The sequence below is a fragment of the Herpetosiphon sp. NSE202 genome, from assembly GCF_042688385.1.
Lineage (GTDB): Bacteria > Chloroflexota > Chloroflexia > Chloroflexales > Herpetosiphonaceae > Herpetosiphon.
This window is the reverse complement of record NZ_JBHUPY010000012.1, coordinates 83121-96464: the sequence shown is the minus strand read 5'-3', so window position 1 is coordinate 96464 and position 13344 is coordinate 83121. Positions and strand designations below refer to the sequence as shown.

Annotated in this window: 14 protein-coding genes; 12 read left to right on the top strand and 2 right to left on the bottom strand. The window is 51.5% G+C overall.

The genetic code is table 11. From position 1 onward, the window contains the following. Nucleotides 1-62: 62 nt before the first annotated feature. The gene (locus ACFMKP_RS14890; protein WP_382292740.1) at nt 63-803 is read right to left on the bottom strand and encodes a GNAT family N-acetyltransferase; all 741 of its coding nucleotides are present in this window, start codon (nt 801-803) and stop codon (nt 63-65) included. Between the two features lie 109 nt (nt 804-912). On the opposite strand from ACFMKP_RS14890, the gene ACFMKP_RS14885 reads away from it, so the two are divergent. The 12 genes from ACFMKP_RS14885 to ACFMKP_RS14830 all read left to right on the top strand — a co-directional run bounded on the left by ACFMKP_RS14885 (nt 913) and on the right by ACFMKP_RS14830 (nt 12139). Next, complete coding sequence (locus ACFMKP_RS14885; RefSeq protein WP_382292739.1) at nt 913-1656, top strand: NAD-dependent deacetylase; 744 nt, start codon at nt 913-915, stop codon at nt 1654-1656. A 26-nt stretch (nt 1657-1682) separates the two neighbouring features. Continuing rightward, nucleotides 1683-2429 (top strand): urease accessory protein UreF, encoded by a 747-nt coding sequence (locus ACFMKP_RS14880; RefSeq protein ID WP_382292738.1) that lies wholly within the window; start codon nt 1683-1685, stop codon nt 2427-2429. Further along, nucleotides 2429-3292 carry an urease accessory protein UreD gene (locus ACFMKP_RS14875; protein ID WP_382292737.1) on the top strand — a complete coding sequence of 288 codons (864 nt, stop codon included), beginning with the start codon at nt 2429-2431 and terminating at the stop codon, nt 3290-3292. Before ACFMKP_RS14880 ends, ACFMKP_RS14875 begins: the two co-directional genes overlap by 1 nt. Nucleotides 3293-3307: 15 nt before the next feature. After that, nucleotides 3308-3610 (top strand): urease subunit gamma, encoded by a 303-nt coding sequence (locus ACFMKP_RS14870; protein WP_382292736.1) that lies wholly within the window; start codon nt 3308-3310, stop codon nt 3608-3610. Between the two features lie 13 nt (nt 3611-3623). Next, on the top strand, nt 3624-4016 hold the full coding sequence (ureB, locus tag ACFMKP_RS14865; protein WP_382292735.1) for an urease subunit beta: 393 nt from the start codon (nt 3624-3626) through the stop codon (nt 4014-4016). Continuing rightward, nucleotides 4013-5722 carry an urease subunit alpha gene (ureC, locus tag ACFMKP_RS14860; RefSeq protein WP_382292734.1) on the top strand — a complete coding sequence of 570 codons (1710 nt, stop codon included), beginning with the start codon at nt 4013-4015 and terminating at the stop codon, nt 5720-5722. Before ureB ends, ureC begins: the two co-directional genes overlap by 4 nt. A gap of 25 nt (nt 5723-5747) precedes the next feature. Next, nucleotides 5748-6392: an urease accessory protein UreG gene (gene ureG / locus ACFMKP_RS14855; protein ID WP_382293233.1), complete on the top strand. Its 645-nt coding sequence runs from the start codon at nt 5748-5750 to the stop codon at nt 6390-6392. A 601-nt stretch (nt 6393-6993) separates the two neighbouring features. Further along, nucleotides 6994-8256: an MFS transporter gene (locus ACFMKP_RS14850; protein ID WP_382292733.1), complete on the top strand. Its 1263-nt coding sequence runs from the start codon at nt 6994-6996 to the stop codon at nt 8254-8256. A gap of 91 nt (nt 8257-8347) precedes the next feature. Further along, nucleotides 8348-8788 (top strand): PaaI family thioesterase, encoded by a 441-nt coding sequence (locus ACFMKP_RS14845; RefSeq protein WP_110513579.1) that lies wholly within the window; start codon nt 8348-8350, stop codon nt 8786-8788. A 207-nt stretch (nt 8789-8995) separates the two neighbouring features. After that, nucleotides 8996-9838, top strand: coding sequence for a polyphosphate polymerase domain-containing protein (locus ACFMKP_RS14840; protein WP_382292732.1), 843 nt, complete (start codon nt 8996-8998; stop codon nt 9836-9838). Then, nucleotides 9835-10473, top strand: a complete 639-nt coding sequence (locus tag ACFMKP_RS14835) for a DUF4956 domain-containing protein (protein ID WP_382292731.1) — start codon at nt 9835-9837, stop codon at nt 10471-10473. The genes ACFMKP_RS14840 and ACFMKP_RS14835 overlap by 4 nt, the downstream gene beginning before the upstream one ends. A gap of 52 nt (nt 10474-10525) precedes the next feature. After that, complete coding sequence (locus ACFMKP_RS14830) at nt 10526-12139, top strand: CotH kinase family protein (protein ID WP_382292730.1); 1614 nt, start codon at nt 10526-10528, stop codon at nt 12137-12139. Between the two features lie 46 nt (nt 12140-12185). Here the strand turns inward: ACFMKP_RS14830 and ACFMKP_RS14825 are convergent, their stop codons facing one another. After that, a complete protein-coding gene (locus ACFMKP_RS14825) occupies nt 12186-12935 on the bottom strand; it encodes an SDR family NAD(P)-dependent oxidoreductase (RefSeq protein ID WP_382292729.1) in 750 nt (249 codons plus the stop codon). Nucleotides 12936-13344 lie beyond the last annotated feature (409 nt).

Sequence of the window (13344 nt, the reverse complement as noted above, 5' to 3'; positions counted from 1 at the left end):
CTAAAAAACTGATTAATGATATTGTAGCCGAGCTTGCAAGTCTCGCAAAGGCAATTATTGGCTTATTCGCTTGCTTCTGCTGGTTCAAAAACTGTGAGCGTTGCCAGTGGTTGATAGCCCAATTTTTGGTAGAGCGGTAGGCCAGCTTCGGATGCTATGAGCACGCTCCAGTCTTCGCCAAGCGCTGCCGCTTGCTGCAAAATAGCGATCATCAACGCCTGGGCAATGCCTCGCCGCCGATAGTTGGGGGCAGTATATAAATTTGTCACATAGCTATGCGCTGGATCAACCTGGCAAACCCGTACTCGCGCCACCACCTCAGCATCAAGCCGAATAAAACTATGCCGTAACCGTGGCTCCAGCAGGCGAGTGGCTGTGAGCCACGCCCGCTTGGCAGGATCGTGCGTGTTCAGCCATTCCAGCTCGGCGATAGTTGTGGCTTGGGCAACCGCATAGCGCTGATCGAGCGGCGGCAGATTGTTGAGCGAGCGCGCAAGCAGCACTTCGCTTGCGCTATGGCGATAGCCGGCGGCGTGGTAGGCGGCATGCTCGCTGGCTGGCCGATCAACCAGCGTAATTCGATGATCGACACTTGGCTGATAGGCTGCAAGCAGCGCAAGCACCTCCGCAGGCGCATGGCTTTGCACAATCGCTTCATCAGCAATCTGGCGCTGCTGATTCCAAATATCATCACTATGCAGAATGTTGAGGCCATTTAATTGCTGGCGACTTGAGCGATTTTCAGCACTAGGAATGCCAATTTCGCCATGCATAAAAATTTCCAAGGCTTGATTAAGCTGCATCTTTTGCTCCATAATAATTGCTTGAACGCTTGAAATAGCCTATTCCACAGGCCCAAATTGCATCTTATACTATGCTAATTGACGCTTGATCGGCCTAACGAGGGAATATATGACTGAATTATTTGATCAGGGCCTAATTGAAACCTTGCGGGCAGCTCGTTCGCTCACGATTTTGACCGGAGCGGGTATGTCTGCTGAGAGCGGCATTCCAACCTTTCGTGATAGTTTGACCGGGCTTTGGAACACATTTGAGATTGAACAAGTGGCAAGTTTGGCGGGCTATTTGCAGCAACCGCAGGCAGTGTGGGAGTGGTATCACACCCATCGCCAACAGCTTTTGGCGGTTCAACCAAATGCCGGCCATCGGGCCTTAGCCCAACTTGAGCAGCATATTCCCAAGATCACGCTGATTACCCAAAATATCGATGCCCTGCATCAACGGGCTGGCTCAAGCACCGTGATCGAGCTGCATGGCACGATTGATACTATTCGTTGTAGCGCTGGCGATCATGGCATTTCCGCGTGGCCTAATCAGCCAAATTTGCCGCTTTGTGCGGTTTGTGGCGCGCCATTGCGGCCTGATGTGGTTTGGTTTGGCGAACGCTTGGATCTGGCTAAACTTCAGGCGGCAGAAGTAGCCAGCCAAACCTGTGATGTCTTTTTGGCAATTGGCACATCGGGCCTCGTAGCTCCCGCCGCGACCTTTCCCATGACCGCCCGCGCGCATCGTGCCCGTTTGATCGATCTAAATCTTGAAGATACGCCGTTGAGCCGCCATGCACGCCATCGTTTGCGTGGCCCAGCAGCACAGCTATTGCCAGCTTTGGTTGCCGCAACCTGGCCTGAGGCCTAAGTTTGTGCAATCTGCTCGAATAGGGTTTGGATAGTTTGCCTAGGCTTGGCGATTTTTGGCTCGGCTATACTGGCGTGATGATGTTAAACGCTGCTTTGGCCCAACTTAAATTATTACAATTTGCAGATAGCGCCTTGCCGATTGGCTCAACCGCTCATTCGTATGGCGTTGAGTCGTTGGTGGCCGAGGGCCAACTTGGCGTGGCTGGGCTAGGCCAGTTTCTGCGCGCTTTTGTGCAGGAGAATGGCCAGCTCGAAGCGTATTTGGCCTATCAGGCTTGGCAATTGGGGGCTGAGGCTGAATTTGCGCCGTCATGGCTGAATTTGAATGATCATGCCGCTGCTTTCAAGCCAGCCCGCGAGAGCCGCCACGCCAGCGCTGTGCTTGGTCGGCGCTTGTTAAGTTTGGCGCTGCAACTAGAACCCTTGCCCCGCTGGCAGCAAGCCAGTAGCCTCGCCCAAACCCAGCAGATCGAAACCCATCATAGTTGTGTGTTTGGTTTGGTGGCGGCTGGCTTGGGCATTGAGGCCGAAGCCATGCTCGCAGCCTTATTGCAACAAATGACATTAAGCCTGATTTTGGCCTGCCAAAAAATCTTGCCGCTTGGCCAAGTGCAGGCCCAGCAATTGTTGTGGCAGTTGCATCCAACGCTTCAGGCAGTTGTTGAGCAAACCCCAAGCACCACATTTACCGATCTCGCGCCATGTAGCATCGGCTTAGATGCTGCGAGTATGCGTCACCCGTTGCTGGGGACGCGCCTGTTTATAAGTTGATGCAACCATCAGCGCGCCTTGAGCGCATGCATGGCCATCTGGCGCTTGATTTTACGCTCAAGCAGCAACGCACCCGCTTGACGGTGCGCGAACATCGGCCACCCTTGCAGGTTGTACGCGATTTTGGCTTGGCCGATGGCACGAGTTTTGTGCATTTGCATAATGTTGCTGGCGGCGTATTAGCGGGCGATCAACTGACAACCACGATCAATTTAGCTGCATCGACCAAGGCCCAACTGACGACCACCAGCTCGACGCGGATCTATCGCAGCGCTGGCGAGCAAGTGGCCTATCAAGCACTGCATGCCAATTTGGCCGAACATAGCTTGTTGGAATATTGGCCCGATACAACGATTCCGTTTGCTGAAAGTATGTATCGTCAGCAAACGCGCATCGATTTGGCTGCTGCTGCTGGCTTGTGTTGGTGGGAATTTCTTGCGCCTGGCCGCGAAGCCTATGGCGAGCGTTTTGCCTATCGCCAGTTGCGCTTGGATTGCGATATTTATGCGCTTGGTCGGCCATTGCTGCTTGATCGTATGCGCTTGCAACCAAGTCTGCAACAGCTCACTAATCCATTGTATTTTGGCAACTACAGCTATTTGGCCACGGGCTACATCTGTCGGGTTGGGCTGGATGTCGCCCAGTGGAAAGCCCTCGAAGCTGAATTAATGGCCGTTGCGGCCAGCCAAACCAAGCTTGGGCGCTGCTTGTGGGGCGTGAGTTATTTGGCTGCTCATGGCCTGATGATTCGTGGTCTCAGCACCAATAGTCGCGATTTGCTGGCAACGGCGTTTGACTATTGGCGCATCGCCAAGCAAGCCTTATATGGCACAAGCCCAAATCTGCCGCGCAAAATTTATTAAGATGAGGCTTAACCAATGCATTTAACTCCGCGTGAACAAGAAAAATTGCTGATTGTCGTGGCCGCCGATTTGGCGCGTCGTCGTCAGGCGCGTGGCCTCAAGCTGAATTATCCCGAAGCGGTGGCGATTATCAGCGCCGAATTGCTGGAAGCTGCCCGCGATGGCAAAAGCGTCGCCGAAATTATGAGCTATGGCACTAGCATTTTGAGCGTTGACGATGTGATGGATGGCGTTGCCACGATGATTCACGAGGTTCAAGTTGAGGCCACGTTTCCCGATGGCACCAAACTTGTGACCGTGCACGACCCAATTCGTTAAACAGGAGCCACGAATGCAGCCAGGCGAATATTTAATCGATCAACCAAACGAGGCAATTGCCGCTAATCTTGGCCGGGCAAGCTGCGAAATCCTCGTTGCCCACACGGGCGATCGGCCAATTCAGGTTGGTAGCCACTACCACTTTTTCGAGGTTAATCGGGCTTTAGTCTTTGATCGCAGCCTTGCGTATGGCATGCATCTCAATATTCCGGCGGGAACGGCGGTGCGTTTCGAGCCAGGCGATAGCAAAATTGTCACTGTGGTGGCGTTTGCTGGTACTCGTCAGATCTATGGCCACAATGGCTTGGTCAACGGGGCCTTAGATGCAGCTGATCAGGTGCAAATCAGCCTAAGCACTGCCCAAGCCCTGCAATTTGGCCATCGTCCTCAAGGAGATTTGGAATGAGCCTCTGGATTCCACGCCAAACCTATGCTGATTTGTATGGCCCGACCAAAGGCGACCGCCTGCGTTTGGCTGATACTGAATTGATTATCGAGATTGAGCACGATTTTGCCCATTATGGCGATGAAATTACCTTCGGCGGCGGCAAAGTGATTCGTGATGGCATGGGCCAAAGCAGCAGTGCCCATGATGTGCTTGATTTGGTGATTACCAACGCGATCATTATCGATCATTGGGGCATCGTCAAAGGCGATATTGGCATCAAACAAGGCCGAATTGTCAAAGTTGGCAAGGCTGGCAATCCCGATACCATGGCCGGAGTTGACCCAGAATTGGTGGTTGGCGCTAACACCGAGGTCATTGCTGGCGAGCACATGATCGTCACTGCTGGCGGCATTGATAGCCATATTCACTTTATTGCGCCTGGCCAAATTCCCGAGGCGCTTTCGAATGGCGTGACCACGCTGCTTGGCGGTGGCACTGGCCCAGCCACGGGCACCAAAGCAACGACCTGCACGCCAGGCATTTGGAATATGGCGCGCATGCTGCAAGCAGCCGATGCTTGGCCAGTCAATATTGGCTTTTTGGGCAAAGGCAACGCTGCCCAGCCAGAATCGTTGATTCAGCAAATTCAGGCTGGCGCATGTGGCTTGAAATTGCACGAAGATTGGGGCACAACGCCTGCTGCAATCGACATGTGCTTGAGCGTAGCCGACCAATACGATGTGCAAGTAGCAATTCACACCGATACGATCAACGAAGCTGGCTTTTTAGAAGATACGCTGCGAGCGATTGCTGGCCGCACCATCCACACCTATCACACCGAGGGCGCGGGCGGCGGCCATGCTCCAGATATTATCAAAATTGCTGGCGAACGTTATGTGCTGCCCTCATCAACCAATCCCACGCGCCCCTACACCGTCAACACGATTGCCGAACACCTTGATATGTTGATGGTTTGCCATCATCTCAACCCCCAAGTGCCCGAAGATGTGGCCTTTGCTGAAAGCCGCATTCGGCCAGAAACGATCGCCGCCGAAGATATTTTGCACGATCTTGGCGTAATTAGCATGATTTCGAGCGATTCGCAGGCGATGGGTCGGGTTGGCGAAGTTGTGACCCGCACCTGGCAAACCGCCCACAAAATGAAAGTTCAACGTGGCCCGTTGCTGGGCGATTCGGCGCGCAACGACAATCAGCGGGTCAAGCGCTACATTGCCAAATATACGATTAATCCGGCGCTGGCCCATGGCATTGCTCACGAGGTTGGCTCGCTTGAGCCTGGCAAATTAGCCGATTTGGTGCTCTGGCAGCCAGCATTTTTCGGCGTAAAGCCAGAGCTAATTGTCAAAGGCGGCATGATTGCTTGGAATGCGATGGGCGATGCCAATGCCTCGATTCCCACGCCGCAACCAGTGCTCTATCGCCCGATGTTTGGGGCCTTTGGCGGGGCGATCGGCGCTACTAGCCTGACCTTTGTTTCGGCGGCAGCGCAACAAGCAGGGCTTGGCCAACAATTGGGCTTGCAAAAAACAACCGCTGCCGTGCGTGGTTGCCGTAGCGTCCAAAAAGCCGATCTTATTCACAACAACGCTACCCCAGTGATTGAAGTTGATCCTGAAACCTATGCTGTGCGGGCTGATGGCGAACTATTGACCTGCGAGCCTGCCAGTAGCTTGCCCTTGGCTCAGCGCTATTTCTTATTCTAGATGTGAGGAATTTATGGCGGAAAACCTGTTGCGAATTGGGATTGCTGGCCCAGTGGGCAGTGGCAAAACAGCTTTAGCCCATTGTTTGAGTGTGCATCTGACCAAGCGCTATTCAGTAGCTGTGGTTACTAACGATATTTACACCAAAGAAGATGCCGAATTTTTGCTACGCCAAGGTGTGCTGCCTGCCGAGCGGGTGCGCGGAGTGGAAACTGGCGGCTGTCCCCACTCGGCGATTCGCGATGATGCCTCGATGAACCTTGAAGCGATTGCCGATTTGTGTGCAACCCTGCCCGATTTGCAAATTGTGTTTGTTGAGAGTGGCGGCGATAATCTGGCGGCCTCGTTTAGCCCAGAGTTGGTCGATTATTGGATTTACGTGATCGATGTGGCTGGCGGTGATAAGGTGCCGCGTAAAGGTGGCCCGGGCGTGACGCGCTCCGATTTATTGGTGATCAACAAAATTGATTTGGCTGAGTTGGTTGGCGCATCGTTAGAGGTGATGGAGCACGATGCCAGGCTCATGCGCGGCGAATTACCGCTGGTTTTTACCAACCTCAAGGCTGAAAATGGCTTGGATCAGGTGCTTGCTTGGATTGATCATGTGTATACAGCGCCACGGCCTGAGCCAATTCAGATTCACGACCATCATCATCACCATCATCACTAGGCTTTACAGGCAGCAACAGCCTTGATTGCGCTGTTGCTGCCTTCATCGGGCTAACCTGCCAACTATTCCGGCGCGAAATGTTTGATCTTGGTTGATTTATGAACCTACCGTGCTTGATCCTCAGGCTAAAACGAAATCAATTACCGACTGTTTGAAGCCAAATACTGAGCGTAAGCTGCTACGCTGTGTGATGATATGTTAACATAATGCTGATTGTCATTAGGCGCAATTTCTAAACAAAAACCTCAGGTTTATCATACTGCTCGACTATACCATGCAGGCAGAAAAAAGCATCTTGCAGAAAAAGTTAAAAATTGGTATAATTCGCCTCGCGATTATAGCCTACATTCCAACTGCTGATTTACAGTCTCGCAGGCCAGAGAGAACAGCCATCCACGCCGATAACTGCTTTCAGCGCCAATGCCTGCAACGAGTGCTCGCGAATGTTCAACATTGCGCAGCAATGGATTAAATAACTCCAAGATTGTTGGGCTAAGGGTTCCACGCTGAAACTCCCATGCACACGATTGCACACTATTTAAGCTGAGCAAGCCAAATGTGGGGAGGTTGCTCAGCGTAGCGCGAAATTGTAGGAGGAAGCATGACCTCAAGTACCTCGGAGAACGGTTTATTTCGGCCCTTACAGCAACGCTTGTTTGCAATGCTCTGGACGGGGCAAACGATTTCGCGTTTGGGCGATACGATGTATCAGGTTGCGCTCTCGCTATGGGTTTTGGATCACACTGGCTCGGCTGCTGCGATGGGCTTAGTATTAATCTGTTCGTTTGCGCCGATGATCGTCTTCTCATTGCTTGGCGGGGCAGCAGTTGATCGCTTTTCGCGTGGTTGGCTGATGTTTAGCTCCGATATGTTGCGGGCCTTGATTGTTGGTGGCGTTGGGATTCTGGCCCTGACGAATACCTTGCAACTCTGGCATATTTATGCAGCAAGCATCTCGTTTGGCTTCTTTGATTCGTTTTTTCAGCCAGCCTATAGTGCATTAGTACCCGATGTAGTGCCAGCAGAATCGCTGCCTGGAGCCAACTCGCTGACTGCTTTGAGTGCCCAAATGACCTTGATTTTAGGGCCATTGATTGCCTCTTTGATTGTCGGCATTGGTGGCGCACCAACCGCATTTTTATTCAATAGTTTCTCGTTTTTGGTTTCTGGCTTGTGCTTAATTCCGCTGCTCTCAACTGATGCGAGCCGCGCGAAAGCTCGACGCTCGACTGGCATCTTAAAAGATGTTGGTGCGGGCCTAAGAACGGTCAGCATGAACCCTTGGCTCTGGATGACGATTATTCTTTCGTCGATGGCCAACATGCTGTTGGCCGCTCCAGCCCAAACAGCCTTGCCAATCTTGATCAGTAAATTTTTGGGATTACCAGTTGAGCGACTTGGTTGGGCGCATGCGAGCATTGCCTTGGGTGCGGTTTCGGCCTCGATTTGGTTGAGCAAAGGTAATCGTTTACGCCGCCGTGGCCTGATGGGCTATGGGGCCTTATTATTGGCTAGCTTAGCAACCTTGCTCGTTGGCGTGATTGGCTTTAATGGTGGCATGCTTGGCAGCACTATCGCCTTAGCCGCCTTGCTTAGCGTGTTGGTCTTCCGCGGGATTGGAATTGCAACTTTTGGCTTGATTTGGACGCATACCATGCAAGAAATGGTTGATCGCGAACAACTCGGGCGGGTTGCCAGCATCGACTTGCTTGGCTCGGTTGCGTTATTGCCAGTTGGCTATGGCGTTGCTGGTTGGGCCGCCGACTATTTTGGTGCGCCAGCAGTGTTTGCGACCTGTGGCATCATTATGCTGGTTATGACGACCTTGTTTAGCTTCCACCCTGCCGTCCGCAAATTAAATTAATTGCCCAACAACAGATAAACGATAACCACGGCTCACTGCGAGTCGTGGTTTTTTTGCGCTATAATCGGCTATATTTGCAAAAGGAGCATTCATGAATCGCCAATTAGATTCGCAGGCATGTTTTGTCTGTGGCAAAAATAACCCGAGCGGCTTGCAATTAGATTTCTTCGAGGAAGAAAATCGGGTTGTGACGCGCTTTACCTCCACCTCGCTCCATCAAGGCTGGCCGGGCTTTGTCCATGGCGGCATCATTGCGACGATTCTTGATGAGACCTTAGGCCGGGTTGGCTTTTTAATCGATGCCTGGACGATGACTGGTCGTTTTGAAGTGCGCTATCGTCAGCCAGCCCCAATTGACCAAGAAATTACCTTTACTGGCAGCATCGTGCGCGATCGTGGGCGCGCGCTTGAGGTCGAGGGCTTTGCTCAATTGCCCGATGGCACGATTGTGGCCGAAGCAACTGGCTTATATATGCGGGTTTCGCCAGAATTGCGCGCCACGCTCTCAGAGCAAATTGCCGAAGGCTATTAATTCCGTTTTCCTAAACATAGCGTTTGTTGAAGCCCTGCATCCATGATGGAAATGCGGGGCTTTTTGCTAATCACCTCTACCTAAATCCTCATCGCAAGCACTTCAGATCCTAACAGTTTTATAACAATTGCTGGCTACACTCTTAACCAGAAGCTAATACAGATTGCCGATCGCTTTTGGCGTTGCGGCGTGCGAAGGAATGAGCTTATGCTGCAACAACTGCGCTATCAACCAACCCTGATCTGGCCAACTGAGCCAGCGCCTGCTTGCGAACCAGCGCAACCAGCCCCAAAGCCGCTGCTTGACCAACACTTGGCGAGTTTTGAGCCAATTAGTTTGCCACAGATGGATTCGGTGGCCTTGCTGAATCGCACCGATAGCAAATATGTCTGCTCAATGCAGCAATTAGCTGCAATCTTGCCCGATTTAGCGGCAGATTATCGGGTGCTGGAGATCGCTGGGCGGCGCATGCATCGCTATCATACGCGCTATTTTGATAGCGCTGATTTTGCGCTCTATCGGCGGCATCATGCTGGGGGCCGTAATCGCTACAAAGTGCGCAGCCGCACCTATCTCGATACCCAGCAGCACTTTCTCGAAGTCAAGCACAAAATTAATAAATATCGCACGATCAAGCATCGAATGCCAACCCCAACAGGCTTAGAAACACTGAATCCAGCCAGCAAAGCCTTTGTGCAACGACATGTGCCGTTTGATGTGAGTGTATTGCAGTCAACCCTGACCAACGATTTTGGCCGCATCACCTTGGTGAATATTGCCGCCCACGAGCGAGTAACCCTTGATATTGGGATTCAGTTTCAGGCCAATCTGCACACTGTTGAACTGACAGGAGTGGTGATTGCCGAAGTCAAACAAGCTGGCATTAGCCGCAGTTCGCCCTTTATCCAAGGCATTCGCGGCCAGCATTTGCACACAATTGGCATGAGTAAATATTGCAGCGGCGCAGCCTTGCTCTACCCAGAATTACCACGCAACAGCTTCAAACCAACCTTACGCTATTTGCATAGCTTGATGGAGTATGCTCAATGACAACCGAATTAACTCATTTTTTGCTGGGAGCGGGCTTTAATTTATTCGTAACGCTGCTAATTGTGCGCGGCGTGTACTATCCCGTGACCCAAGATAAAAATTTCGTTTTTACCTTTATTGGCTTCAATATGATCATCTATTTTGTGCTGGGCTTTCTGACCAGCGTCGAAGTGGGCGTTGGCGTGGGCTTTGGCCTGTTTGCAATTTTCTCGTTGCTGCGCTATCGCACCGATGAGATTCCGATTCGCGAAATGACCTATTTGTTTATTTTGATTGCCTTGGGCGTGATGAATTCGCTGATGCACAGCGGTAGTTTGCTGCAAATTGGCATCGCCAACGCCGTGATTCTGCTGATTTTGTTTGTGCTCGAAAAAGGTTGGGGCTTTCAATTTGAAGCCAACAAGCGCGTTGCTTACGACAAAATTGAGCTAATCGGGCCTGCACGATCTGAAGAATTACTGGCCGATTTACGCCAACGCACCGGCATTTTGGTTAAGCGGGTTGAAATTGGGCGCATCGATTTATTGCACGATATGGCCGATTTGAAAATTTTCTATGATGAAACCCCACGCCTGAGCGCTAAGCATACGCCAAGCAATCCCCGGGTCTTGCGCGATCAGCATCAATTGCCATAAACGAAATTCGGCTATTGGCTCGCTTTTTAATCTGCAAAATTGTGAGGTTACGATGAAATATTGGCGTTGGCTTTGTTTGCTGGCTGTTGGATTAAACTTGGTGGCATGTGCGACTTCGAGCACTACAACCGTTGTTCCTGCTGAAACGACCGTTGTTGATGGCGTAACGCGGCCTGCTGGCTGGACTGAAGCCTCGCATGGCGAGAGTGCTGAGCCAAATTATGCTGTGGTTTTCCCACAGGATGCGGTCAATCAACTAACCATCACGATTGATCCGACTTCGTGGCAAGCCATGCAAACGAATATGAGCGAGCTTTTTGGCGCGCCTGGTAGCCATCAGCTGGGTGGCGGTTTTCCTGGCGGCGTGTTTACTGATACGAATGGCTTGCCAATGCGCCCAAACGGTGCTTTTACTGATACTATGGGCATGCCTGGGGGCATGCCAAATATGGGCGATTTGGTGACCGAAAACCCGATGTGGGTAACGGCAACCCTGAGTTTTGAAGGCCAAACATGGACGAATGTTGGGGTGCGCTACAAAGGCAATTCCTCATTGATGAATGCTTGGAATAGCCAGCAAGCCAATTTGCCCTTCAAGCTCGATTTTGATCAATTTGAAAAAACCTATCCCGAAATTGATAACCAACGCTTTTATGGCTTCAAACAATTGGCACTGGCAAACAATTTAGGCGATCTGACGGCTATGCGCGAAACGCTGGCCTACGATCTCTTGGCTCAAATGGGCTTGCCCGCCGCTGAAACCGCGACCTACGAAGTGCTGCTTGATCATGGCAACGGCGTTGAGAGTTTGGGCTTATACACAGCGGTTGAAGTGATCGACGATACGGCAATTGCTCGCGTGTTTGGCGACGATAGCGGTAACATCTACGAAGGCGATGGCAGCGCCGCCAGTTTGGCCGAAGGCACTAAGGCTACAATTCAAGCAAGTTTTCAGAAGGAAAATAACGATGCAACAGGCTGGGCCGATGTCGAAGCGCTCTACGATGTGTTGCACTCAAGCGAACGCACCAGTGATCCGGCGGCATGGCGAGCCAAATTAGAGGCCGTGTTCGATGTGCCGATTTTCCTGAAATGGCTTGGCGTGAGCACCTTGCTGGAGCATTGGGATACCTATGGGGCGATGAGTCATAATTATTATCTTTACACCAACCCTGCAACTGGCAAACTAACCTGGGTTTCGTGGGATCATAATTTTGTGCTGGGGGCGAGCATGGGTGGTGGTCGCAATCAAGCGCCTGCTGGGATGCAGAATAATCCTAATCAACCAGCCAATGGCAACAACCAAGCCATACCCAATAATCCTAATCGACCAGCCAATGGCGGTGGGATGCGCGGGCCTGGCGGTGGCTTTGGTGGCCAAAACAACAGCTTCGATAAAGCCAGCGTAACCAGCGATTGGCCTTTGATTCGCTACTTGCTTGATGATCCGACTTACTATGAAACCTATATTGCGGCGCTGCGCGAAACCAGTAGCCAATTTGATGCCGAGGCTTTGGTGCAAAAATATACAGCCTTAGCTGCGACCATCAGCCCAAGTGCGATCAAAAAAACCAGCGTTGACGAGTATAACGCTGCTGTTACAAGCCTCATGGAGCGCTTGCGCACCCGTAGTAGAGATTTGAAAAGCTTCTTGGCAACCCAATAAAAACGAAGGCCTGTGAGTTCATTGCAAACTCACAGGCCTTGGTTGTTTAGGCGCTTAATCCGCCGTCGACGTTGATGGTCGCGCCAGTGATAAAGGCGGCGGCTGGGCTGGCCAAGAAGGCTACAGTTGCGCCAACTTCTTCAGCCTTGCCCAAGCGTTTGAGCGCAATTGCTTGGGTAAATACTTCCAGCATTGGGCTATCGCCTGGTCCCATATCGGTGTCGATTGGGCCTGGTTGCACATTATTAACTGTGATGCCGCGTTGGCCTAGCTCGCGTGCCCATGCGCGGGTGTAGCTAGCAACCGCCGCCTTCGAGGCTGAATAATCGGCTAGCCCAACATAGGGCGAGCCATCAGCGGCTACCGAGCCAATCGAAATAATCCGCCCGCCATCTTGCAACAACGGCGTTGCAGTACGCACGGCAGTCGCAACACCTTTAACATTGACCGCAAACATATGCTCGATCGCTTCAACATCGGTGTTGGGATCGCTTAAGACTGCGCCCTGAAATACGCCAGCATTATTGACCAAAATATCGAGCTTGCCAAAATGTGCCACGACAGTATTGACCAAACTGGCCACTTGGTCGCTATCTGCTTGGTCGGCGTGGAAGGCTGCGGCTTTAACGCCAAGCGCTTGTAATTGTTCGACCACCGCTTCTGCTTTGCTAGCCGAGGCGACATAACTAATCGCAACGTCTGCGCCTTGTTCGGCCAACGCCAGCGCGCTGGCTGCGCCAATTCCACGTGAACCACCAGTGACCAAGGCAACTTTTCCGGCTAATGGCTTGCTCATGGGCTTCCTTCCAAGATTCAATAAAAATAATATAGTACCGATGAGTACATATATTTTGTACTGATCGGTACTATATAGAAAGTGGCGTAATTTGTCAAGCCCGAATGTGATCCACGAAGGGCACGAAGAGCGCGAAGGTTTAGAAACTGCGAAGGGCACGAAGCACGCGAAACGTAGTTTTTTAGCCACAGATTCACACAGATTATTTAGATTTGATTTTTCTCCACGAAGGGGCCGAAGCTTTATTTTAGCCACGAATTGCACGAATTACACGAAGGTCTATAGGCTTTGGGCTATTGGCTATTGATTTCTGATTTCTGACTTTTGCCTTCTGACTTTTGATTTCTGACTTCTGACTTTTGCCTTCATCCTTTCATCTAGCTTGTGTTATCGAGCTGTTTGGCGTATG